This is a genomic window from Shewanella intestini (assembly GCF_018221465.1).
Classification (GTDB): domain Bacteria; phylum Pseudomonadota; class Gammaproteobacteria; order Enterobacterales; family Shewanellaceae; genus Shewanella; species Shewanella intestini.
Map to the genome: position 1 here is coordinate 215,468 of NZ_JAAIKR010000004.1, position 24,643 is coordinate 240,110.

A 24,643-nucleotide genomic window follows, 5' to 3' on the forward strand; every position below is an offset into this window, starting at 1 on the left:
GTTAAGAAAGAAGTTTTTAAACGATATTTAGGAACAAGTGAGTGGCAATTTCGTTAGCAGGTGGCGTCAGGCCTGAAAAAATAATTGAGGTAGAGCGTCGGCTTTATCATCAAATCATTGTCGGAAAAAAGAAACTCAATGCTGTTGCAAATGAACTTCATGCTGAAGTTGATAACGATGCGAATAAGTTAGAAATAGAACGTGAGGCAATCCGTTTACGCATAGAGCAACAAGCTTTATCTCAGGTGACCTTTAAAGCAGTGTCAAATCAATTGACTTGGACTGTCAATAATGCGATTGAACTTGACCTTGCATCACCTAAATTGATGTTAGAACAAAGTGGTATTGATCAAAAACAAATACTACTGATTGAACAGTTGGTTAAAAAAGAGCCTAGTTTTAAGCAAATGCAACCGCTGATTGAGAATATCAGCTGGTTATCTCGTGACTTAGTGACGTTAATGAACAGTCCCTCGTCAAAGCATCGTCGCCCGCAGTCAACCGATGTTAAATTGAAAGACTTAAAATTAGCTCTCAATTACATTGGCATAGAAAATCTACAAATATTTATTCCGTCCAACTGCTTTAAACAATGGTTGCCCTCTGGGAATGCCAATGTGTTATGGACAACACGTAAATTATGGCGTTATAGCATGGTGACGGCGATTGCTGCCAAAGCCTTATCTCAATTACATGGTTTAAATAGCAGCCTTATATACAGTTCAGCTCTCATGTACCAAATGGGTACCGCTGTTATTTTAAATACCAGTATGATGCAATATGACAAGACCTGGGGTGATTGGCTCAGAGAAGCATCTAAAGCCCGTGAGAAAGAAGTGTATGATGCAGTGATGGCAACAGAATTTCCTGCATCTAATGTATTAAAACTGATTCTTGAGTATGGGCACCAATTAAATTGGCAATTAATGACGCTTATGGACTTTGAAAATAGTCAGTTAACTCATGTTTTAAAAGAGCTTGATCAAGATTACCATTTTAATGAGTTATCAGTGAGTGCGGCAACCGTAGCCAAAGCCAGTTGTTATGCCAAAGTCTATTTGCTTTCTGAGTTGAATTTAATCGAACCTAATGAGATGAAAGTGATGTTTGATTATTACCAATTCACTGAAGAAGAACTTGCTCACTTAAAGCTGCAAAACTACCGTAATCTCGATTTAATATAACTACCGTAAACCCAGCATCTCACGGTACCGGTATATTGTGTAATTATGCATTTTTGATGAATAGCTACACAATATATTCTGAAATAACTTTTTTTGTGACTATTTATGCTCTAAATCCCTTCAATAAGCACTTTCTATTCGATTTTTTTATAATCTTTATGCAATTTAATTAACGATTTTTTAAAGTTAACTGTCCGTTACTGGTATTTTGATCACGTTTTCGCTAATAATGTTCTGATAAATAAATAAGCTCAGGCTATTTCACCAATATAAAATAAAGAAAATAGCGTAATTAGTGGCCTACAAGCTGCGATTAATAATAAGGATTATAAGCAATGAGTGTTGAAATGAACTTAGACCGTGCCCAATTTGACCAAGTGATGGTGCCTAACTATGCACCTGCCGCCGTCATTCCGGTTAGAGGAGAAGGTAGCCGAGTTTGGGATCAACAAGGTAATGAGTTTATCGATTTCGCAGGTGGTATTGCGGTTAATTGCTTAGGTCATTGTCATCCAGCTTTAGTCTCGGCTCTTAAAGAGCAAGGTGAAAAACTGTGGCATTTATCGAATGTAATGACTAACGAACCGGCGTTAGCGCTAGCGACGAAATTGGTTAATGCAACGTTTGCAGAGCGCATTTATTTTGCCAACTCAGGTGCTGAAGCCAATGAAGCGGCATTAAAACTTGCTAGACGTTATGCGCTTGAAAACCATGGCGCGCAAAAAGATCAAATTATCGCTTTTGACAAAGCATTCCATGGTCGTACCTTCTTTACTGTTACTGTTGGCGGCCAAGCGGCTTACTCTGATGGTTTTGGCCCTAAACCACAAAGCATTACGCATATTCCGTTTAATGATATTGCGGCACTTGAAGCCGTTATTTCAGATAACACTTGTGCCATTATGCTTGAACCACTTCAAGGTGAAGGTGGGATTATCAATGGTGATCCTGAATTTTTAAAAGCGGTACGTGCATTAGCAGACAAGCATGACGCGTTAGTTATTTTTGATGAAGTGCAAACCGGCGTGGGTCGTACCGGTGAGCTTTATGCTTACATGAGCACCGATATCGTGCCAGATATTCTAACCAGTGCTAAAGCATTGGGCGGTGGTTTCCCTATCGCGGCAATGCTAACCACAGAAAAAGTGGCTAAACATCTTAAAATTGGTACTCATGGTTCAACTTATGGTGGTAATCCACTAGCGTGTGCTATTGGTAACGCAGTGATGGATGTCGTTAATACTCAAGACGTGTTAGACGGCGTTAAATATCGTGAACAACTTATTCGTGATGGATTAGTTGCTATTAATGCAAAATATGATGTCTTTAGTGAAGTTCGCGGTAAAGGCTTGTTACTTGGCGCAGTATTGAATGAAAAATACAACGGCCGTAGCCGTGACTTCTTAGTCGCCTCTGTTGCTGAGGGACTGATGAGCCTGATTGCAGGTGCAAATGTGATTAGATTTACCCCTTCTTTAGTTATCCCAGAAGCTGACATTGCTGAAGGCTTAGCACGTTTTGAGCGTGCTGTAGCCAAGGTTGTGGCTGGTTAATACCAATAACTGCACATGTTTGTGCAGTTATGTTATTGGGACAGTGCTGACCTCTTTATAGAGGCCAGCACCTTTAGGAGATTCTCATGTTAATCATTCGACCTATTCGCTGCAGTGATTACGATGCGCTGCATAATATTGCCATTGAATCAGGGCACGGGTTTACCTCACTTCCAGTAAACGAAGAATTACTTCGCTCTAAAATTACTCGCGCAGAAAATTCATTCTCAAAAGATGTGTCAACGCCATTAGATGAAGGCTATCTGATGGTGATGGAAGACACTAAAACCAATGAAGTTGTTGGAACTTGCGCAATTGAAGCAGCTGTCGGCATGGAAGATGCCTTTTACCATTACCGATTAGGCACAGAAGTTTACTATTCTGAACAGATTTCAGTGCGTAATGAAGTTGAAACACTGACGTTATGTCACGACTACACCGGCGCTGCAGAGCTGTGTACTTTATTTTTAAAAGACAATTATCGTAAAGGCCGTAATGGTCGAGTTTTATCACGTTCGCGGTTCTTATTTTTAGCTCAACATAAGGCACGCTTTGGTCATACCGTGATCGCTGAAATGCGAGGTGTGAGCGATGATAAAGGCGAATCACCATTTTATGAGTGGTTACAAAAGCATTTTTTAGGGATTGATTTTGTTGAAGCCGATTATTTATCTGGACTAGGTAAAAAATCGTTTATGGCGGAGATGATGCCTCGCAGTCCCGTGTATGTGTGTATGTTGCCCTCAAAAGCTCGCAAGGTCATTGGTGAGGTGCATAAAAATACCAAACCAGCACTGCGTTTACTTGAAGCTGAAGGCTTTAAGTTCCGTAATTATGTCGATATTTTTGATGGCGGTCCCACGGTTGAATGTGCTTTAACTGACATCCGTGCAGTGCAGAATAGTCGTCTGTTAACCGTCAAAATTGGCAGAATGCCACACGCCGACGAACACTTTATTTTTTCCAATACTTTATTGGCTGAATACCGAGCAACTTCAGCGAAATTATTGGTGTCTCATGAACATGACGAAGTGGTATTAAGCCCTGAAATTGCTAATGGATTATTAGTCAATGACGGTGACCAAATTCGTGTGTTAGCAATGTAGGGAAATCATCATGACACAATTTATTCAAGGACAATGGCTTGCAGGTTTAGGCCATGACATTACTTCTACAAACCCTGCTAACCAAGCGGTGGTTTGGCAAGGTAAAACGGCTACCGTACAACAAGTGGATAGCGCTATTAGTGCAGCACGTAAAGCTCAATTTGACTGGTATATGCTTGGTTATGAAGGCCGAGTTGCCATTATTGAAGCTTACCGTGATCAACTTGAAGCACATAAAGCTGAAATAGCGGAAACCATTGCACAAGAAACCGGTAAACCACAATGGGAAACCGCCACAGAAGCTGGTGCGATGATTGGTAAAATCGGTTTATCGATAAAATCACACGACAAACGCACGGGTACTGAAACGAATGAGTTACCTGCAGGGCGAGCTGTTTTGCGTCATAAACCCCATGGCGTGGTTGCAGTATTTGGGCCGTATAATTTCCCTGGGCATTTGCCCAATGGTCATATTGTACCTGCGTTACTTGCAGGTAATACCGTCGTGTTTAAGCCATCAGAATTGACCCCGAAAGTGGCTGAGTTAATGCTGCAATGTTGGCAAAAGGCGGGTTTACCCGCTGGCGTTGTTAATATGGTGCAAGGGGAAGTTGAAACGGGCAAAGCGCTAGCATCTCACCCACAAATTGATGGTTTATTTTTTACAGGTAGCTCACGTACAGGTCATCTTTTGCATGAACAGTTTGCCGGGCATCCAGGAAAAATTTTAGCGTTAGAAATGGGGGGCAATAACCCTCTTATTATTAAAGATGTCGCCGACACGAAAGCGGCGGTGCATGATATTATCCAGTCTGCGTATATTTCAGCGGGTCAACGCTGTACTTGTGCGCGTCGTCTTTACATTGAACAAGGTGAGCAAGGTGATGCGTTGATTGCTCAACTTGTGACAGCCATTAAACAAATTAAAGTGTCGCCGTGGAATGCCCAGCCGCAACCGTTTATGGGGTCGATGATCTCTGAGCAAGCAGCAAAAGGTATGGTCGCGGCGCAAGCTAATTTATTAAGTCTTGGTGCAAAACCATTAGTTGAGCTGACACATATTGAAGCTGGCACAGGTTTAGTTAGTCCAGGGCTTCTTGATGTTACCTCAGTGACACAATTACCAGATGAAGAATACTTTGGTCCATTATTGCAATTAGTGCGTTATAGCAGCTTTGATGAAGCCATTGAGCTGGCCAATAATACCCGCTATGGCTTGTCTGCCGGTTTATTGGCTGACAGTAAAGCCGATTACGATTACTTTTTGGCCCGTATTCGCGCGGGAATTGTGAATTGGAATAAGCAAATTACTGGCGCGTCAGGTGCTGCACCATTTGGCGGTGTTGGCGCATCAGGTAATCACCGCGCCAGTGCATTTTATGCTGCTGATTATTGTGCCTACCCTGTAGCGTCGATGGAAGCTGATAGCGTGAGCTTACCGGCAACATTAAGCCCTGGTTTATCGCTGTAATTAATTGACATCAATATAGGAGCGAATGCGCTCCTATTTGCTTTTACAAGGATTGAAATATGCATTGTGATGTAAACGTATTATTTGCCGAGCTTTGGCAAGATTACATAAAAATGACTCCCTCTGCGGCCAATATTCATCAATTACTCGGTGATGGTGCTGATATTATTAATGACCATATTGCACTACGCACGTTTAATATCGCTAGTGTAAATTTAGCCGTCCTGGCCAAGCATTTTATTGCTATTGGTTATGTGGATTGTGGTGACTATCACTTCGAGAAAAAGAAGTTAGTTGCTAAACACTTCGAACATCCAGATCCTAGTCAACCAAAAGTGTTTATTTCTGAACTAATGGTTGAAGAGTTTAGCCCACAGCTACAAGCAACTGTAAAAGGGCTTGTTGCACAAATGGATGTGAGTGCCGTTACCGCTGATAACTTCCTCTATTCTGGGCGTCACTGGGACTTAGATCTTGCAACTTACCAAGCGTTATTGGCTGAAAGTGAATACGCTGCTTGGGTTGCAGCGTTAGGTTATCGTGCCAATCACTTTACGGTGTCAATAAATGACTTACCTGATTTTGATGACATTGAATCAGTTAACCTTAAGTTAAAAGAGGCTGGCTTTATTTTAAATAGTGCGGGTGGTGAAGTGAAAGGCTCTAAAGCCGTATTACTCGAGCAATCGTCAACAATGGCCGACAGGATGGTGGTGAAATTTAGCGATGCTGAATTAGAGATCCCGAGTTGTTTTTATGAGTTTGCTAAGCGCTACCCGCTTGAAAACGGCAAGCTGTACACCGGTTTTGTTGCTGCATCTGCGGATAAGATATTCGAATCAACCAACGCTATGTAAGCAAAACTACCACGTTTAATGGCGTATCAATATCGCTGTTGAGAAGGGCTTTAAAAGTTAAGCGGTGGTGTTTGATTGTTAAGTCGGAACAGTTGCGAATCAAATGATGGCTTGTGGTTGGTTGCTACTATATTGTCAGTGAACAACTAAGACACTTTACTTTACAGCGTTGCTCAAACAAAAAATGCGACTGTAATGCAGTCGCATTTTTTATGGCGTGTACCATGCGTTTGGTGTGTAAAGCCTCCACGCACAGCGCCTAAAAGTAAAAATGTGGGTTAATTTATCCCATTAGCATGAGCAAGAGGTAATTGAATTTTTACCGTTAACCCTGATAATGATTGGCCTGATAAAAAGGTTAATGTAAACCCGTATTGCTCACAAATTTCTTTGACAATGGATAAGCCTAAACCGTGTCCCATTACCCCTTCATCTAGGCGTTTACCACGTTCGGTCAAGTGTTTTAAGGCTTGCTCTTCCACACCGGCACCGTCATCTTCAATCACTAACATAATATGTTGCTCTGTGGTAAAAATAGTGACATTAACGGTGCTTTGGGCCCATTTAAAGGCGTTGTCTAGTAAGTTACCAAATAACTCCATGCCATCTTCACGATGAATAGGGACACGCGATACTTCATTGATATTGCTTATCTGACATTGAATCGATTTATTATGATGCACTTTATGTAAGGTGTTGAGCAGGCTTTCAAAGTCTTTCGGAACACTCATTTGCGCAGCAGGCAACATATCGCCAGTGACCCGAGCAGCGGCTAGCTTGCGTTCAATAAGCATTCTTATATCATCAAGCTGTTGCTGCATTGCCATTGCAAGGTCTGGGTCGGTTAAGCCTAATGCTTCAACTTGTTGCTGCATGACCGCTAAGGGCGTTTTTAAGCCGTGGCTTAAGTTACCTAAGTTATTGCGGCTGCGTTCAACCTGTTTTGACGTGTAATCTAATAGTTCGTTAAAGGTTTCTGCTAATGGGCGAATCTCTTGTGGAATGGGAGATAAATCCAGTTGTGATATTTCACCATCACGTAGCTTCGCAATAGAGGTTTGCACCTGATTGACTGGCTTAAATGACTGGCGCAAAATAATAAAAATACCTAATAACATCGACAATAACATGCCGATATTAATCGCCAGCTTTACCCCAAAGACTTCATTAAACACCCGTCGCCCAATACTGAGATCTTGTGCCACCGTTAATGTTGCAACGAGTGTTGAATTAGGCGCACCAACTCCAATTGATAATAATTGAATGTCGTTATTTTGTGGGCCTTTAGCCTGCCAAGAGCGCATTTCTTTTGCTTGAAGCATTTCAGTGTGCAGTTGAACGTCCCACAACGAGCGAGAACGAATGACTTGATTAGGTAAGTTTAATTGGTAGTAACGGCCTGAGTAGGCTGGTTTGTAGAAACTAGAGAGTTGGCTTTGGTCGATAATCAGTTTACCGTCATCAAGACGGGTCGCTAAAATGACTCGCTCTAAATCTTCTTCTAAACGGTTAATGATCGAATCGTGAAAAGCTTCTCGCAGCATAGATTCAAAAAGCATGAGCGCGAGCAATGTTGCTAAGACAATGAGTGCACTTAGCCACAAGCTCAGCCTAGACCGAATTGAGATCATTTAGTTTAAACCGTGGAAAATATAGCCTTGGCCGCGACGGGTTTCAATGGCTGTTTTACCCAGTTTTTTGCGTAAATGTGTGACGTAAACTTCAACAACGTTACTTTCTTTTTCATCGTCAAATTGATATAACTTTTCAGTTAGCGACGCTTTAGAAAGTAGCTTTTTAGGCGACATTAAAAAGATTTTTAGCAGTCTAAATTCCATGGCGGTTAAGTCATAAACATTGCCTTCTACCGTCACTTTTTGTTCATTTTCATCTAATGTGACACCTGCAACGCTAATTTCATTGCTGGATGAATTAATCCGTCCGTGAGCTCGGTGAATTAATGCTTGAATACGGGCTAATAGTTCTTGTGCATGGAATGGTTTGCCAAGGTAGTCATCTGCACCGGCATTAAAGCCTTCGACTTTTTCATGCCACTGGCTACGTGCTGTCAGCATAATGACCGGGGTTGAAAAGCCTTTTTTACGCCACGACTCTAATAGCGTTAAGCCATTGCCGTCCGGCAAGCCAATATCTAAAATGACACAGTCGTACTTGGTTTCACTAATTAGGTAATCGGCTTCTACTGCTTTGTCAGTTACGTCAGTAACGTAACCTGCATTTTTTAATTGTTTTTCTAACTCGGTAACGAGTAGCGGGTTATCTTCAACGAGTAACAGTTTCATTTTGAATACACTCACTTGGCAGTTGCGATATTGAATTATTCATATCATTAGTGGCATTGAGTCTTACATCAATCTCTTTACCATTGACTAGTTGCATTTCTACAGCATAAAGCCATGTACCTTCGGTTTTTATGAGGCGCACGTCAATGAGCTGTCCATAACAAAATTGGCCTAACCATTGTAAAGACTTATCTAACGAAATAATGGTGCCTGATGCAACAAGTTGTTGGGCTTTATCATGTTCGTAATCATATTCAATACTTTCTGGTAGATGATTAGTGCTTGCAACCAGTATACTAAAACTAATGATGGAGCTTGAGAACCAGCTCATGTTATCGCCCCTCAATAAAAAAGTGGTGACCCGAAATGACCGGACACCACTTTAATTATGAAGCCTTAAACTGAGCTGAATCAGTACTTAACGGGTGCCATATACCACGATGGTTTTACCGTGAGCTTGAATAAGACTTTGTTCTTCAAGCATTTTTAAAATGCGGCCTACCGTTTCACGAGAACAACCTACAATTTGGCCGATCTCTTGACGAGTAATTTTGATCTGCATGCCATCTGGGTGAGTCATCGCATCTGGTTGTTTGGCTAAGTGTAAAAGCGTTTGTGCGATACGACCAGCGACATCTAAGAAAGCTAAGTCGCCGACTTTTTGGCTAGTGCTTTGCAGGCGATAAGCCATTTGAGCTGAAAGTTTCATTAAAATTTCAGGATTAACCTGAATTAATTGTTTAAATTTTTTGTAAGAAATTTCTGCAATTTCACAAGCTTGTTTAGCTCGAACCCAAGCTGTACGTTCTGCTTGCTCTTCAAATAAACCGAGCTCACCGATAAAGTCTCCTTGATTGAGATATGACAAAATCATCTCTTTACCTTCTTCATCTTTAATCAGAACGGCAACGGAACCCTTAACAATGTAGTATAAGGTATCGGAGTCTTCGCCAGCGTGAATTAATGTACTCTTTGCTGGGTATTTATGAATGTGACAATGTGAAAGAAACCATTCCAAAGTTGGGTCAGGTTTAGGCTTACCAATCAGAGCCATAGTTTATTTCCTCAATTGAATAAAATTAATGTAAGTATTAACTAATTAAGCATTATACGGGACAGTTTAACGCAAAACTTTGATGAAGATCGAATTTAAAACTGGCGTAGTTTATATTAACTTTGTAAGCATTTGAGTTATTTTGTCTTATTTGAGATGCAGGTCAATAAATGGCTGTTTTATTTTAAGGAAGGCAACTTTGTCAAGCGAGTGAAGTTGTTTTTTTATTGTGCAGGGCACATTACTTACGTTAATGTTGACACATATTAAGTCGGTCTTTTTGTTTATTGAGGTAGTCCTTGAAGTTAGTTTCTGTTATTCGTGTTTGTTTAACCTTAGGTTTATATGGTGCTAGTTTGACTTGTTTGCCTAGTGCAGCGTTTTCAATACCAGAAACGCTGGCGACTCAACAAGCCAATAAATTAGTGCGTATTCAATATAAAGCGCAGCAGGGCGATGCTAATGCACAGTATTTATTGGGCTTAATGAACATTACTGGTCGCTTTGTGGCTAAAGATCTTGCTCAAGGTCAGCATTGGTTAGAAACTGCCGCGTCACAACAACATCTAAAAGCGATGCAAACCTTGGCTGATTTAAGTTACGAGGGCAAACTGTACCCGCGTAATTTAGCTCAAGCTCAGAAATGGTACCAACAACTTAGTGAGCAAGGCAGTAAATGGGCGCATTTTCGCTTAGGGTTTATTTATTCTGCTGGTGGTGACGGTATTGAGCGTCATTGTGGTAAAGCGATGGCTGAGTTTTCAGCGGTGGGTGATGATGTCTCTCTCGGTAATGTCGCTTGGATATTAGCAACTTGCCCAGAAGCGAAGTTTCGAGATGGCGATCGAGCCGTTGATATGTCCCTTAAATTACTTAAAAGCAATCAAGATGACCCAACGATACTTGATAACCTTGCCGCAGGTTATGCAGAACAAGGACATTTTGAGCAAGCGGTAGATACGCAAAAAAAGGCCATTAATGCGTTAAAACTCGCCCCGAATTTAGCCAACATTGATGAGTTTCAATCACGTCTTGAGCAGTATTTAAATCAACAAGCTTATCGGGAAGTGATACCGATATTAGAGTAAGCGTAAAATAATATAGGCAGGTTATAGAAGGTCATTGAGTCATGCTTGGTGGCTTTTTTTATTTACATTACAGTAGGTTTCATTGCATGACCTCAATACGGTTTCATCACCAACGCATACATTGTTGTTGACTGCGCGCTAAAGACTTGTTGAATGTAAGAAGGTTGCTGTATTTGAGTGGTCGATATTGTTGATTCGGTTTCAGAATGCCTGACGTGAGGATATAAGCTTTTTGAGATTTTGAGATTTTGAGATTTTGAGATTTTGAGATTTTGAGATTTTGAGATTTTGAGATTTTGAGATTTTGAGATTTTGAGATTTTGAGATTTTGAGATTTTAAGATTTTAAGATTTTAAGATTTTTATAAGGTTACGCAAAAGACGTTAAGTATTGATGTGCTTATCTTAACGGCAAAAATGGGGGAACCGGAAAGATAAGTACATCAATTATCATTTATTAGCGAATCACTGTGACTTAGTCGTCATAGATTGTCTGCAGCAAATACGATGAAACCTTGAACAGTGTGTTGACATCGCCGATATCTGATAATGCGGATGTTATCGGTGAAAACTGAATTGTGGCTTAACGATGACGTAATTTATTTTTATTGTTGATCAAGCTCATCAATTTTTTGAAGTTCGAGGCGTTTTTCTTTTAAGGCTTTAATTAACGGGGTTAAAATTAACTCCATTGCTAACGACATTTTGCCACCCGGGACCACAAGAGTATTCATTCGTGACATAAATGAGCCTTCGATCATATTCAAATAATATTGAAAATCGACGTCTTTTATTCCACGAAAACGGATCACGACAAAACTTTCGTCGAGGCTAGGAATATCTTTGGCGCTAAATGGATTAGAGGTATCTACCGTTGGTACACGTTGGAAATTAATATGGGTACGTGAAAATTGTGGCGTCATATGCTGAATATAATCATCCATACTACGAACAATTGAACCCATCACTTTCTCTCGGCTGTGACCACGCTCATTGGTGTCTCGGATAATCTTTTGAATCCACTCTAAATTAACAATCGGCACCATGCCAATTAGTAAATCAACATGCTTAGCTACATCAATTTCATCAGTGACTACACCGCCATGTAAGCCTTCGTAATACAACATATCAGTGTCTGCTGGTAGGTCATGCCAGTTGGTAAACGTCCCTGGCATTTGGTTAAATGGCACGGCTTCATCAAAGGTGTGAAGGTAACTACGGGTTTGCCCGGTACCAGTATCAGCGTAACTGTCGAAGCATTCTTCTAGCTTGGCAAAATTATTAGCTTCAGGGCCAAAGTAGCTAATGTTGTGGTTTTCAGCTTGAGATTTACGAATTAACACTTCCATTTCTGCGCGGGTGAAATGATGAAAACTATCACCTTCGACAAAAGCCGCATTAATACCCAATTGTCTAAAAATATGGGTAAATGCCGTTGTCGTGGTGGTGGTTCCCGCCCCTGATGAACCTGTCACTGCAATAATTGGATGTTTTGCTGACATATTTCCCGCCTAAAGTGAAGGTAAGTCTTAAATATAGAGTAAACAGTTATACGGTAATCGCAGCTATGGCGTCAAACAACGTCTGTAAGCTGATATTAACGAACGGCGATGATGTGTTCTTTATGACGAATAGCAATAGATTCGTCATCTTCACTGTATTCTACGACTAATTCCCCCTGTTTTAACTTGTATTTACAGCTTGCTATTGCTTGTTCAAATTGTTGCTGGTCGATATCGGCAAAGCTGCCGTCTTCTAGTTGCGACAACAAGTGCTCTTTGATCAGCTGCGCTAACGTTGATGCCGGTAAAGACATTAATGCGTCATAGGGAATGATCATTGTGGATCCTTGGTCAGTAAAAAGCTGAGTGCTCGTTGCTCAATATAAAATTTAGGACGCCAAGGGCTGCCGCCACAAATAAAGCCCACATGTCCACCACGTTGATGCAATTCATATTCAACAGCACTTGACAGTTGGTGTGGTTGTGGGATGACCTCATCGGTCATAAATGGGTCATCTTGGGCATGGATAATTAATGTAGGTACGCTAATTTGTTGTAAATATTGCAAACCACTGGCGCGTTGGTAGTAGTCCTGTACGTCAGCAAAACCATGCAAAGGCGCGGTGATTTGGTCGTCGAATAAATAAAATGTCGATAACGAATTAAGTTGTTGATGAGTAATTGGCATTTGACTTGCCAACTCAGGTGTATTGAGCTTAGTGCGCATTTTTTGCTGCAACTGTTTGATTAAGTAATGTTGGTAAATCGTTGAAAATCCACCTTCCAAACGTTTTGCACATGCCCCTAACGCCAACGGTGCAGAAATAACCACAGCAGCGGCCAACAAGCTATCTTGTTGGTATGTCCCTTGGTATTTAGCTAATACGTTACCGCCTAAGCTATAACCGACCGCGTATAACGGCGATTGTGGATAGGCTTGTGCTAATTGCTTAAGGGTAAACGCGATATCTTCAGTGTCACCACTATGATAGCTGCGTAGTAAACGATTAGGTTCACCTGAGCAGCTGCGATGATGATGAACGACCGCGGTGAGCCCAAGTTGTTGCGCATGAGTTAACATTCGCCGTGCGTAATGGGAGGCTACACTGCCCTCTAACCCATGTACTAATACCAAAATAGGCTGGCCATTAATGGGTTCTCCTAGCCAATCAAGGTCAATAAAATCACCATCCTCGAGCTCTTGACGCCTGCGAACCGTTTGCGGTTGAGGGACTTTTCTCAATACCGGTAAGATGGTTTGTATATGCGGGTTTTTAGCCCACCAAGGGGGTGAAAATCGTTTTTTCATTCAGGCCAGATTCTATTTGAGTTGGTGAAACTTTAGACGTATGGTTAACTATCAGTGGCATGCACTCTAGCATATAAGAAAAAATAACAACAAATCTTCGTAAGAGGCAAGGATGAATAGACGAACCTTTATCACTGGTGCCTTTGTCAGCACAGCAGCGCTTGCGGTTGGGGTGAATTTATCGACCTCTTTTACCCGCCAAGAGCATGTACAAAGTTCGCATCGCATGTTATTTGCCACGTTAATTCCCATTTTTCTTGATGGCGCATTACCCGATGTCGCTACTCATAAAGAGCAAGCGATTAATCGCACGCTAAATACCATTGAGGCCACTATTAATGTGTTGCCACAAGAGCAACGTGAAGAAATCACTTTGTTACTTAATATGCTGGAATCACGGTTTAGTTTGTTGCTGATCACTGGCAGTTTAACACCGTTAATTTTGCGCCAACCGTTTGAGCTAATCGATATGCTCGAGTCCTGGAGGCAGCATTTTATCACTTTACTCAATACCGCATATCTTGGGCTGCGTGAGGTGATCATGGCTAGCTATTACGCCAGCCCAGAACATTGGGGCCGTTTGCAATACGTTAAACCCACTTTTGTTGTCGGTGACAATTAATCTTTGTCTAAATACGCCAGCGTAAGCTGGCATTAAATGTTTTTGCATAAAAGGAAAATATCTTGGCCATTATCGACCCTATTGAAGTTGGTTTAGCTGCAGGTTGGCAACATGTCGATGCCGGTTTTTTAGATAAAGATAAACACTTTGACGCTGATGTCGTGATTGTCGGTACCGGTGCGGGCGGCGGGACAGCGGCAGAAATACTGTCACAAGCTGGGCTTAAGGTATTAATGATTGAAGCGGGTGGATTAAAGTCATCACGTCATTTTGATATGGAAGAGCGCACCGCATACCCAAACTTGTACCAACAAGCTGCGGCGATGAAAACCGCTGATAAAGGAATTGGTATTTTCCAAGGCCGCACGGTAGGGGGGTCAACTACCATTAACTGGACAACGTCGATAAGAACGCCAGCACCCACCTTGGACTTTTGGCAGCAACAACGTAGCGTCAGTGGCTTAACCACTTCATCATTACAACCTTGGTTTGAAATGATGGAGCAGCGACTGAATATCCACCAATGGGATTACCAACCTAATAAAAACAATGCCGTGCTGCGCGATGGCTGTAAAAAATTAGGTTGGCAACATACGGTAATTAAGCGCAATGTTAAAGGTTGCTGGAATACGGGGTATTGCGGGATGGGCTGCCCAGTAAATGCGAAACAATCGATGTTAGTGACGACCATCCCTAGTGCGCTTAATGCCGGCGCAGTCCTTGTGTCACGGGCGAAAGTAACTGATATTGCTCATCGACAAGACAACGTGACAAGCCTTAGTGCAATTGCACAAAATGAGTTTGGCCAGCCAACAGGCGTAAAACTCACCTTTAGCGCCAGACATTATGTATTAAGTGCTGGGGCCATTCATACACCAACGTTATTAATGCGGGCTAAAACGCCAGATCCCCATTTATTATTGGGGCAAACATTTTTGCATCCCACGTTATTGTCAGGTGCCATTTTTGATGAGCAAGTTAATGGTCACAGTGGCGCGCCGCAATCAATATACTCTGATGAATTTGTTTGGTCTGATGGCGCAGCCGGAGCACTTGGCTATAAATTAGAGTCAGCGCCAGTGCATCCTATTTTAATCGCATCTAAAACCATCGGTTTCGGTGAAAGCCATGCACAGTTGATGGCGCAGTTTAATCATTTGCAGGTCATCATCGCACTGGTTCGTGACGGTTTTAATCAAGATAGCCCTGGGGGGCGCATTCGTTTAACCGATAATAGCTTTGCACTTGATTACCCGTTAAATGATGCATTTTGGCAAGTGGCTAAACGGGCTTTTAAGTCTATGGCGCAATTGCAATTTGCAGCAGGTGCTAAGCAAGTATTATCGATGAGTGACGGCCAATCTATGGTGTCATCGTTAACGCAAGCTGAGCATGCAATCGATAATATGGAAATTGGATTATTAAAAACGATTGTGGCGTCTGCTCATGTGATGGGCGGCTGCCCAATGGGTGAAGATAAAACACAGGCGATGATTGGTAGTAATGGGCAATCACATTATTTAGAAAACTTGTCCGTATTTGATGGTTCGATGTTTCCAACCAGTTTAGGCGCTAATCCGCAGCTGTCTATTTATGCCATCGTTGCCAAAAATGCCACTGCATTAGCAAAAAAATTAATCCGTTAATGTGTACAAGTTTGTCGCTAAGGCATAAGTCACTGGCGATATATTGACAGAGTGTGGCTTTGGCTTGGTAAAGGGAATATTTTTACATTAAGAGATTAATATGGTTAAACTTTTTAACGCAAGCCACCTTATTTAAACTTGCTTACTGTTTACCTTGGGCGTTGCAAAGATGCGTTATGTTGTTTAGGTCTGCAATATTTATCCGAACAATCAGATTGATATCTGCTTCGCAATTTCAAAATTAATCACCAACATATGACGCTGAAAGGCAAAAGAATAAATATTACGCATTGACATATTCGAAAAAACATATATATAATTTTCCATATGTTAAATGTGTAAGTTTTGTTTTCAAGGTGACAACAATTTATGAATTCTCCTCTCGCATTCTATAAATCTCTAGCTGATGAAACCCGGCTATTGAGTATTTTACTGATTGTTAAAGAAAATGAACTGTGTGTATGTGAACTCATGCAGGCATTGCAAGAAAGCCAACCCAAAATATCACGTCATTTAGCTCAGTTAAGAAAAGTAGGTTTACTGCAAGACCGTCGACAAGGGCAATGGGTCTTTTATCAAATTAATGCCACCTTGCCGCAGTGGATGAAGCAAGTGTTACAAGACTCATATGATAATAATCATGCCTATATGGCTATCTGTGAAAGTCGTTTAGCTCAGATGGGAGATCGCCCAGCCCGCGCAAATAAATGCTGTTAGGAAAGCGAAAAACAGTGACCAAATCATAAATCACTACTGTTAATAATTAAATTTTAAGGAAAAAATGATGGCTATAAAAGTTGGTATTAATGGTTTTGGACGAATGGGACGCTTATCAATGCGTGCCGCTTTTGATTGGCAAGATATTGAGATAGTTAAAATTAATGATCCTCAAGCCAATGCAGAAACATTAGCTCATTTAATTAACTTCGATTCGGTTCATGGTCAATGGCACCATGAAGCACGCGCTGAAGCAAACTCGATGTGTATTGGCGATAAAGTGATTAGCTGTACCGCAAATACCCATATTTCCGATACAGATTGGTCAAATTGTGACATCGTGATTGAAGCATCTGGCAAGATGAAAACCAAAGCATTATTACAGGCTTATATAGACCAAGGGGTTAAGCGGGTTGTTGTCACCGCACCGGTGAAAGAAGAGGGGGTGCTAAACATCGTGATGGGTGTAAATGATCACCTATATGACCCACAGCAACACACAATAATTACCGCAGCATCTTGTACGACCAACTGCTTAGCGCCAGTGGTTAAGGTGTTGCATGAAAAACTGGGCATTAAGCATGGCTCAATGACCACCATTCATGACATTACTAATACACAAACTATTATTGATGCGCCGCATAAAGACTTACGTCGAGCCCGCGCTTGTGGCATGAGCTTGATCCCAACAACTACAGGCTCAGCAACTGCGATTACTCATATTTTTCCAGAGCTTAAAGGTCGCCTTAATGGTCACGCCATTCGAGTGCCGTTAACCAATGCGTCTATTACCGATTGCGTGTTTGAAATGGAGCAATCGACAACCGTAGAAGAAGTGAATGCATTATTGCAACATGCCGCAGCTAATGAATTGAATGGCATTTTAGGCTTTGAAACTCGGCCGTTAGTGTCTATTGATTATCGCACCGACCCGCGCTCAGCCATTATTGATGCGTTATCAACCATGGTGGTTAATGGCACGCAGCTTAAACTGTATGTGTGGTATGACAATGAATGGGGATATGCAAACCGGACTGCTGAACTGGTGCGTAAGGTTGCCTTATTGGATAAATAGTCATGTCTGTATATCGCCAAGTCATGGCATTACCCGATGCCATTAAACAATACCTTATCGTAACAGCCAATTATTGGACATTTACTTTAACCGATGGCGCATTGCGCATGCTGGTGGTGTTGTATTTTTATCAGTTAGGTTATGAGCCCATTGCCATTGCAATGTTGTTTTTGTTTTATGAGTTTTTTGGTGTTGTCACCAACTTAGTCGGCGGGTGGCTCGGGGCGCGTTTAGGGCTTAATCGCACCATGAATATTGGTTTAGGCTTACAAGTATTTGCTTTACTGATGCTAGTCGTACCTGAACAATATTTAACGATTATGTGGGTGATGATTGCCCAAGCGTTTTCGGGAATCGCCAAAGATCTCAATAAAATGAGCGCCAAAAGCACGATTAAACTGTTAGTACCTAACGATGCTCAAGGCAAACTTTATCAATGGGTTGCCATACTCACAGGCTCTAAAAACACCTTAAAAGGCGTGGGCTTTTTCTTAGGAGGAGGCTTGTTAAGTGCGTTTGGTTTTCAGCATGCATTGTTAATCATGGCCGCGATGTTAGCGGTTGTGTGGGGACTTAGCTTGATTTTTCTTAACGCTGACATGGGTAAAGCCAAAGACAAACCTAAGTTTTCTCAGATGTTTTCAAAAAGCCGTGCAATTAATTATTTGTCTGCTGCCAGAATGTGTTTATTTGGTGCTCGCGATGTGTGGTTTGTGGTGGCTTTACCGGTATTTTTAGCTAGCCACTTTCAATGGGACCATTGGTACGTAGGCGGATTTTTAGCATTGTGGGTGATAGGTTATGGCATTGTCCAAGCCTTTGCGCCTTACTTTACCGGCAAAAGACAAGGCAGAGTACCTAATGGCCAAGCGGCATTTGCTTGGGCACTGGGGTTAATGTTTGTCCCTTTAGCGATTGGTCTGTCATTGCACTTTAATTGGTTAGCTGACGGTGTTTTACTGGTCGGTTTGCTGGTGTTTGCGGTGATGTTTGCCATTAACTCATCATTACATAGTTACCTTATTGTGAGTTACGCCAAAGAAGACGGTGTGTCACTTGATGTTGGCTTTTACTATATGGCAAATGCAATGGGACGTTTAATCGGTACGGTATTATCTGGCTGGGTTTACGGTGTGTATGGTATTGCTGCGTGCTTGATGATATCAACTGTGTTTATTGCTTTAGCGGCGCTGTTGTCGCGTAAACTGCCTGCTATGCATTAATTGATTAATTTCGATAATGATAAACCCCAAGCTAGCTACAGTTTGGGGTTCTTTTTTAGGGCAGAGTTAATCTAATCTATCGGGCTTTGCTTCTCAAAGGTTTTCTTCTACACAACCTCACATTAGCGTAATCGCACTTAACACTAACGTAATACTGCACCACTGTCGGCTGTATCACCTCACATTCGTTGCCGTTATGGGGTTAACTTCTTGTCAAGATTGTTTCACTTAACCCTAATTGCGATAGATAGCAACGGACATTGGTTTGGTTCGATTGTTGGCTTAACGTAATGCAAGTTAAATGAGCGCTTAGCATTTGCTGTGATTGACGCTCCATGGATAATTCGATAGCCAACACTGCTTGATATTGTTCATCACTATTATGGTGTTTGCTGTTGCGTCTCAGTGCTCTAAATGGGGTTAAAACATGCATTTCCCAGTTATGAATGACCTGTTGTAATTGCTGCCAATGTTCGGGGGATAAATAACAGCGCTGTTGGTCTAAATGTTCGGCTAATAGCAGTAGATTGACATTGATATGATGGTCATCTTGTAAGGCGATATATCGTTTGGGCGCTAACAGGTAGTGTTGCTCGCAGTATTGCCATAATTGCGGATCGATTAACGCATTGTTTGAGGTTGTTGATGGCGCCATGATCTCGTTCCCTGTGTATGTAAGCCTTGCATATTAGCGATTTAGGTCAACACTTAGTGGTTGATTAACTGGAATAAATAGTCTTTATTATCTGCCTATCTGCCTATCTGCCTATCTGCCTATCTGCCTATCTGCCTATCTGCCTATCTGCCTATCTGCCTATCTGCCTATCTGCCTATCTGCCTATCTGCCTGCTTATCAGTTAAACAAGCTTGCGCAAAATAAGTAAGCAAAATAAAGGCTGAGGGTTGTTAGTACGCCTCAGCCTATTGTTATATTACCTTAACTCTGTGTTTGTTTAAGGCCTATCATTGTTGCTCAATGGCTTCTATTTCTTCTTGAACCATTAACCAGTCCATTTCACTGGTTTCCATTGCTTGAGTTAACTGCGTTCGCTCAGCCAAAATGGCGGTTAATTTGGCTTTATTATCGGCATCATACAAGTCACCATCGGCCAGTTGGGTTTCTAGTTCGGCCAAACGTTCAGACCATTTTTGCTGTTCTTTTTCTAATTTTGCTTGCTGCTTTTTAAACGGCGAAAGCTTTTTCCGCATTTCTGCTTCAAGGCGCTTTTGCTGTTTTTTATCGACTTGAGGAGCATCATTAGTGGTATTGTCATTGCTATTGGTCTGCTTTTTGGCCGCGTCGAGTAACCATTGATGGTAATCGTCTAAGTCACCATTAAATGGCGTGACTTCACCTGAGTCGACAAGATAATAGTCACTACAGCTTAAGCGTAATAAATGACGGTCATGCGACACAATTACCATAGCCCCTTCAAACGATTGCAGTGCGACGGTAAGTGCATGGCGCATTTCTAAGTCTAAGTGGTTAGTCGGTTCATCTAGTAAGAGTAAGTTAGGACGTTGCCAAACAATCAGTGCCAGTACCAAACGGGCTTTTTCACCACCAGAAAAGGGTTTAACGATCGATAGCGCCATGTCACCGTCAAAGCCAAATCCACCTAAATAATTACGCAGTTCTTGCTCTCGTGCATTTGGGGCTAAGCGCGATAAATGTTGCATTGGCGTTTCATCAAGGTGTAAAAATTCAACTTGGTGCTGTGCAAAGTAACCGATATTTAAACCAGGGTTAGGTTGGTATATACCCGATTTAGGCTGTAATTCGCCTGAAAGCAATTTAATTAATGTTGATTTACCCGCACCGTTACGTCCCAATAAACCAATGCGCGCACCGGGTACTAAGTTCAATTGCACTTTATTTAGAATGGTTATGTCGTCATAACCTATTGCGACCTTTTCCATGGTAATCAACGGATTGGGTAGCGCTTCAGGAGCTTTAAAGGCCATTTGAAACGGGCTTTGTGCATGAGATGGCATAAGCTCTGCCATTTTCTCAAGGGCTTTTAAGCGGCTTTGAGCCTGTTTCGCTTTACTGGCTTTGTAACGAAAACGGTCAACAAATGATTGCATATGAGCACGTTCTTTTTGTTGGCGTTCATAAGCGACTTGTTGCTGCGCCATGCGTTCGGCGCGAATGCGTTCAAACGAGGTGTAGTTACCTTTGTAGTAATTGAGCAATTGGTTTTCAACATGGACGATTTCATCGACTATCCCGTCGATAAAGTCACGGTCATGGCTGATGAGTATTAATGTACCTGGATAACTTTTTATCCAGCCTTCAAGCCAATAAGTGGTATCTAAATCAAGGTGGTTGGTGGGCTCATCGAGGAGCAGTAAGTCTGAGCGACACAATAGTGCTTGGGCAAGGTTTAACCGCATACGCCAACCACCCGAAAAGCTTTTTACTGAATTGTGCTGTTCTTTTTCACCAAACCCAAGCCCAGCAAGCAGTGCACCAGCACGCGAATTAATCGCATAACCGCCTATAGCATCAATTTTGCCATGAATTAAGGCAATGGCATTTCCGTCATCATTTTCTTGTGCTTGATGCAGTTGGGTTTCAAGCTCGCGGTATTCTTGGTCACCGTCAATGACATAATCAATTGCGGTGGTTTCAAGTGCTGGGGTTTCCTGGGCTACAGAGGCAAGTTGCCAGCCAGAGGGAATACTAAACTCGCCTTTATCAAGTTGTAACTGGCCTTTAATCAACCCAAGTAGAGAGGATTTTCCGGTACCATTGGCACCGACTAAGCCGACTTTATGGCCGGGATAAACCGTGATAGAAGCTTCGTCGAGTAATGTTTTACTGCCACGGATAAGCTGGGCTTGGCTAATGTTGATCATGAATTACAACTTGAAGTGAGCAAAAAAATAAGTGGCCGAATGATACCTGAATTCTGGCTTTTTTCCCACAATAGTGGGATGAGAGTCAGAACCATGGCAAAATGCGTTTATTAAGTTTTCTAATGACTGCATTTAATAATTACAATAATAACGAGTTGTCGATGTCTAAAATTAAAAAACGCTTTGTAGCTGGCGCTAAGTGCCCTAAATGTGGGGCTCAAGATAGTATCTTATTATTCAAACTCAATGGTATAGAAACAGTGGAATGCACCGATTGTGACTATACGGCGCAACAAGTTGATGAGCAGGCGAAGCAACAATCAAGTGGTAGCTTAATTGGGGTGTTTAAACCGGAATGAGTAGGTCGTTTTTAGGTCATAAATCTGCTTTAACTGAGCAATGACAATTGATGTTATTGACTCATGCTGAATTGACCTGCGCCGAGTCACACGTTTTTCATAACGAGCGATTACTGCACATTGGTATTTTACTGGCGAGCAATTAAGGGCATTAACTGATATGCCCTTGTACCTTTTTAAAGAGATAAACTTGATTGACAGTCGGGTCTAATCAGCCTGCTGGTGCTAAAAACAATGACGCCTTTATATTTAAGGGACGTTTAAGCGTCTCGTCTATATAACGGCTTTTTTGTCTGACTGTCAACGACGCCCTAAAGAGATTGTTTATTTTATCTCGATGCGATAATTGCTGCTATTTCATTGTCAATATGCGCTAAAATTTGCTGTAATTGCTTTTCATTAATTTTTAATAAATTATCCCCAATATACCATTCAATGAAACACTGGTTTGGCAACATGCCAGCTTGTGGGCAACCTATCCAGATTTGATCGCTTTCAGCTAATTTGTCACGTAACTGAGTCATTTCTTCTATTGATAACGGAAAGTGAACGTGGCACATGCTCGCTTGTGGCTTACTTGGATTTAGGGCCATATTTGAGCAATGGCTGACTTGCTGGTATAGCTGCTTTGTCCGCGCAAACAGTTGCGGCATTTGCGCGATACGTTGATCAAACTGCATTGCAGCAGCAATAATATAAGGTGAACGCCTAAACACGTTACCACCTTGTCGTTTCATCCATACTTGAGCACGGCGAATAAATGCAGCATCGCCTAGTAGCATCGCACCACCAAAACCATTAATGCCTTTATAAAGTGACACGTAAGTACTATCAAAGCCTTGAGTGATATCGGCATATGTTAATTCGCCGTCTTGTTGCTGATAGTAGCTTAAGGTTTCCCATAAACGTGCGCCATCTAGGTGAGTATGAATATGTTGCTGGTGGCAATAATCAGTAATTTGTTTAAGTTGTGCTAATGACGGTGCTTGTCCACCAATTTCACGCATGGGCAGTTCATATAACATAGCCCCGAGTGGATCTTGAACTTGCTCTAAATCGGCAAGTTGCCAAGGGCGGTAAGGTTGACCAACAGGAAAAATATTGAAGCGGTTTTGAGCTTGAAAGCCTTGCGCTTCACGTAAATAAACATGGCTAGATTGATGCATTGCGACATTAAACTTACCGCGGCTTTCACAAGCCAATTGTAAGGCGGTGCATTGTGCTAAGGTGCCAGTTATTACAAATAACCCTGCTTCATAACCTAATAGTGAAGCAATTTTATTTTCAAAAGACTGTATCAATTCGCCTTCACCGTAAACGTCATGCTCTACGTTATTATCGCGACACCATTCACTCATGGCAGCAAACATATCGGCAGGGGAAAGGTGGGCATTGCCCGGTAACCTGAATTTATAATCGGCCATATTTTTTCCTGGAATTAAGTGGAACTATCTTATTAGATTAGCTTACTTAAATATGCCGATTCAAAGGGGATAAGTTTGATTAATTAAAATTTATTCTTTTATGTCTGAAACCACTTCTTTGGTTTTGTGGCTAACTGCCTTTGCTGCATCTCTACTTGCGTGGCCAATTTCTTTAGTTGCATCCCTTGTTGCATGGCCTATTTTTGTTCCAGCATCTTTAATTTGTGCGCAAGAAGATAAACAAGCAACCATAAATAAGGTTGATAACAAAGTGAAGCTAGCTGATTTCATAGTATTCCCTGTACAACAATTAAAAGTAACAACCAAATAGAAAAATAGTGACGGTTTTAGACGCCTTAAGTTGTGATCATATAATTGACGATGAAATTGAGCAAGTAGGATAAATTTGCAACGCGTGATGATGGAAAAAAGGAGGGGTGTTTTTAGTGATTGATATTCTGTGCTTAGATGAAGGTGCTGGTAAAGAATGAGCTTGTTAAAATACATGCAGGGTTTATTTATTGATAAAAATCAAGCTATTGACTCATGAAATGATCGGGTGAGACTTCTGCGGTTATTTTCATTTTGTGTTGATTCAGCATTTGTATTACGTTGAGGTTATTGGTGGTTAAATCATCAAAGCGTTGATGGATAGCTTGCAGTTCTAGGCCATAACTTGGGTCGTCTTTGGGCTTCGTTTGCCAATAATGTTTCCGGTCGAGTTTTTGGATTTCACTGGCACGTAAAATTTCAAAGTAACTGTTTTCTTGTTTTAATCGATATACTTCACTGGCTAGCAATTGCAGTAACTTGTCTTTAGAGATGGTTTGTTTTTTTAATAAGGCTTTGAGTGGGTCGTTGCTAACTTTTTTCTTATCAGAGTCGGTTTCGGTGGTGATGCCGAGTTGATATTCAATTTTGTGTTGACGAAACTCTTCAGGGCAAATGGTGTGACTAAATACGACTTTATTGTTTTTCATACATTTATAAATAGTACTGTTCTCTGCCTGTGCAAATACAGGCAGAGACAGTAATACGATAAAAAACAAATTTCTTGCCATTTAGCAACACGTCCTTTTGTTCATTACGACTTTTTCAATACCAATAATTGTAGCGCATAGACACTATAATTGTATTGGCGGCATTCCATTAGCCTTTGATAAGGCAGTGATACAACGGTGTGTAAGGTTGCGCGATTCACTATGGTGTGATTTTACCGATAAAACCCATTTTTAAACAAGACGTATTTTGTATGAAATTATTATTTTTTTACTAAATTTAAATACTTA

24 protein-coding genes are annotated in these 24,643 nt (G+C 41.4%); 12 read left to right on the plus strand and 12 right to left on the minus strand.

The genetic code is table 11. From position 1 onward, the window contains the following. Positions 1-41: 41 nt before the first annotated feature. The 5 genes from G3R48_RS06845 (at position 42) to G3R48_RS06865 (ending at position 6,171) form a co-directional block, all read left to right on the plus strand. Positions 42-1,184: an HDOD domain-containing protein gene (locus G3R48_RS06845; protein ID WP_212593250.1), complete on the plus strand. Its 1,143-nt coding sequence runs from the start codon at positions 42-44 to the stop codon at positions 1,182-1,184. Between the two features lie 335 nt (positions 1,185-1,519). Then, positions 1,520-2,737 (plus strand): aspartate aminotransferase family protein, encoded by a 1,218-nt coding sequence (locus G3R48_RS06850; protein ID WP_153661635.1) that lies wholly within the window; start codon positions 1,520-1,522, stop codon positions 2,735-2,737. Positions 2,738-2,823: 86 nt separating this feature from the next. Beyond that, positions 2,824-3,843 carry an arginine N-succinyltransferase gene (astA, locus tag G3R48_RS06855; protein ID WP_153661633.1) on the plus strand — a complete coding sequence of 340 codons (1,020 nt, stop codon included), beginning with the start codon at positions 2,824-2,826 and terminating at the stop codon, positions 3,841-3,843. Between the two features lie 10 nt (positions 3,844-3,853). Beyond that, positions 3,854-5,314, plus strand: a complete 1,461-nt coding sequence (astD, locus tag G3R48_RS06860) for a succinylglutamate-semialdehyde dehydrogenase (protein WP_153661631.1) — start codon at positions 3,854-3,856, stop codon at positions 5,312-5,314. 59 nt (positions 5,315-5,373) lie between these two features. Next, positions 5,374-6,171 carry a DUF1338 domain-containing protein gene (locus G3R48_RS06865; RefSeq protein ID WP_153661629.1) on the plus strand — a complete coding sequence of 266 codons (798 nt, stop codon included), beginning with the start codon at positions 5,374-5,376 and terminating at the stop codon, positions 6,169-6,171. A gap of 278 nt (positions 6,172-6,449) precedes the next feature. Here the strand turns inward: G3R48_RS06865 and G3R48_RS06870 are convergent, their stop codons facing one another. The 4 genes from G3R48_RS06870 to crp all read right to left on the minus strand — a co-directional run bounded on the left by G3R48_RS06870 (position 6,450) and on the right by crp (position 9,528). Next, a complete protein-coding gene (locus tag G3R48_RS06870) occupies positions 6,450-7,802 on the minus strand; it encodes an ATP-binding protein (RefSeq protein WP_153661627.1) in 1,353 nt (450 codons plus the stop codon). After that, entirely contained in the window at positions 7,803-8,474 is a 672-nt protein-coding gene (locus tag G3R48_RS06875; RefSeq protein ID WP_153661625.1) for a response regulator, read from the minus strand. Further along, complete coding sequence (locus G3R48_RS06880) at positions 8,455-8,805, minus strand: PepSY domain-containing protein (protein WP_153661623.1); 351 nt, start codon at positions 8,803-8,805, stop codon at positions 8,455-8,457. The genes G3R48_RS06875 and G3R48_RS06880 overlap by 20 nt, the downstream gene beginning before the upstream one ends. A gap of 87 nt (positions 8,806-8,892) precedes the next feature. Beyond that, positions 8,893-9,528, minus strand: a complete 636-nt coding sequence (gene crp / locus G3R48_RS06885) for a cAMP-activated global transcriptional regulator CRP (protein ID WP_153661621.1) — start codon at positions 9,526-9,528, stop codon at positions 8,893-8,895. A gap of 299 nt (positions 9,529-9,827) precedes the next feature. Between crp and G3R48_RS06890 the strand changes: the two genes are divergently transcribed. Further along, a complete protein-coding gene (locus G3R48_RS06890) occupies positions 9,828-10,616 on the plus strand; it encodes an SEL1-like repeat protein (protein ID WP_153661619.1) in 789 nt (262 codons plus the stop codon). Between the two features lie 604 nt (positions 10,617-11,220). Here the strand turns inward: G3R48_RS06890 and G3R48_RS06895 are convergent. From G3R48_RS06895 to G3R48_RS06905, 3 genes are all read right to left on the minus strand, one after another. Beyond that, on the minus strand, positions 11,221-12,117 hold the full coding sequence (locus G3R48_RS06895; RefSeq protein ID WP_153661617.1) for a phosphoribulokinase: 897 nt from the start codon (positions 12,115-12,117) through the stop codon (positions 11,221-11,223). Between the two features lie 95 nt (positions 12,118-12,212). Next, complete coding sequence (locus G3R48_RS06900) at positions 12,213-12,455, minus strand: YheU family protein (RefSeq protein ID WP_153661615.1); 243 nt, start codon at positions 12,453-12,455, stop codon at positions 12,213-12,215. Next, the gene (locus tag G3R48_RS06905; protein WP_153661613.1) at positions 12,452-13,426 is read right to left on the minus strand and encodes a hydrolase; all 975 of its coding nucleotides are present in this window, start codon (positions 13,424-13,426) and stop codon (positions 12,452-12,454) included. The genes G3R48_RS06900 and G3R48_RS06905 overlap by 4 nt, the downstream gene beginning before the upstream one ends. 112 nt (positions 13,427-13,538) lie before the next feature. Between G3R48_RS06905 and G3R48_RS06910 the strand changes: the two genes are divergently transcribed. The 5 genes from G3R48_RS06910 to arsJ all read left to right on the plus strand — a co-directional run bounded on the left by G3R48_RS06910 (position 13,539) and on the right by arsJ (position 18,709). Then, entirely contained in the window at positions 13,539-14,048 is a 510-nt protein-coding gene (locus tag G3R48_RS06910; RefSeq protein WP_153661611.1) for a TAT leader-containing periplasmic protein, read from the plus strand. Between the two features lie 62 nt (positions 14,049-14,110). After that, positions 14,111-15,694, plus strand: coding sequence for a GMC family oxidoreductase (locus G3R48_RS06915; protein ID WP_153661609.1), 1,584 nt, complete (start codon positions 14,111-14,113; stop codon positions 15,692-15,694). Positions 15,695-16,063: 369 nt separating this feature from the next. Beyond that, the gene (locus G3R48_RS06920; protein ID WP_153661607.1) at positions 16,064-16,411 is read left to right on the plus strand and encodes a metalloregulator ArsR/SmtB family transcription factor; all 348 of its coding nucleotides are present in this window, start codon (positions 16,064-16,066) and stop codon (positions 16,409-16,411) included. A gap of 67 nt (positions 16,412-16,478) precedes the next feature. After that, positions 16,479-17,486 (plus strand): ArsJ-associated glyceraldehyde-3-phosphate dehydrogenase, encoded by a 1,008-nt coding sequence (locus G3R48_RS06925; RefSeq protein WP_153661604.1) that lies wholly within the window; start codon positions 16,479-16,481, stop codon positions 17,484-17,486. A gap of 2 nt (positions 17,487-17,488) precedes the next feature. Then, entirely contained in the window at positions 17,489-18,709 is a 1,221-nt protein-coding gene (gene arsJ, locus G3R48_RS06930) for an organoarsenical effux MFS transporter ArsJ (protein ID WP_153661603.1), read from the plus strand. A 202-nt stretch (positions 18,710-18,911) separates the two neighbouring features. On the opposite strand, the gene G3R48_RS06935 is transcribed toward arsJ, so the two are convergent. Together G3R48_RS06935 and G3R48_RS06940 are read right to left on the minus strand one after the other, a co-directional pair. Further along, the gene (locus G3R48_RS06935; protein ID WP_153661601.1) at positions 18,912-19,364 is read right to left on the minus strand and encodes a TIGR02444 family protein; all 453 of its coding nucleotides are present in this window, start codon (positions 19,362-19,364) and stop codon (positions 18,912-18,914) included. Positions 19,365-19,672: 308 nt separating this feature from the next. Then, complete coding sequence (locus tag G3R48_RS06940) at positions 19,673-21,571, minus strand: ABC transporter ATP-binding protein (RefSeq protein ID WP_153661599.1); 1,899 nt, start codon at positions 21,569-21,571, stop codon at positions 19,673-19,675. Positions 21,572-21,732: 161 nt separating this feature from the next. Between G3R48_RS06940 and G3R48_RS06945 the strand changes: the two genes are divergently transcribed. Then, the gene (locus tag G3R48_RS06945; protein ID WP_153661597.1) at positions 21,733-21,930 is read left to right on the plus strand and encodes a YheV family putative zinc ribbon protein; all 198 of its coding nucleotides are present in this window, start codon (positions 21,733-21,735) and stop codon (positions 21,928-21,930) included. A gap of 329 nt (positions 21,931-22,259) precedes the next feature. Here the strand turns inward: G3R48_RS06945 and G3R48_RS06950 are convergent, their stop codons facing one another. From G3R48_RS06950 to G3R48_RS06960, 3 genes are all read right to left on the minus strand, one after another. Continuing rightward, positions 22,260-23,354 carry a threonine aldolase family protein gene (locus G3R48_RS06950; RefSeq protein ID WP_153661594.1) on the minus strand — a complete coding sequence of 365 codons (1,095 nt, stop codon included), beginning with the start codon at positions 23,352-23,354 and terminating at the stop codon, positions 22,260-22,262. 90 nt (positions 23,355-23,444) lie between these two features. After that, positions 23,445-23,645 (minus strand): hypothetical protein, encoded by a 201-nt coding sequence (locus G3R48_RS06955; RefSeq protein WP_153661592.1) that lies wholly within the window; start codon positions 23,643-23,645, stop codon positions 23,445-23,447. Between the two features lie 245 nt (positions 23,646-23,890). Next, entirely contained in the window at positions 23,891-24,415 is a 525-nt protein-coding gene (locus G3R48_RS06960; protein WP_153661590.1) for a DUF4124 domain-containing protein, read from the minus strand. Positions 24,416-24,643: the final 228 nt, after the last annotated feature.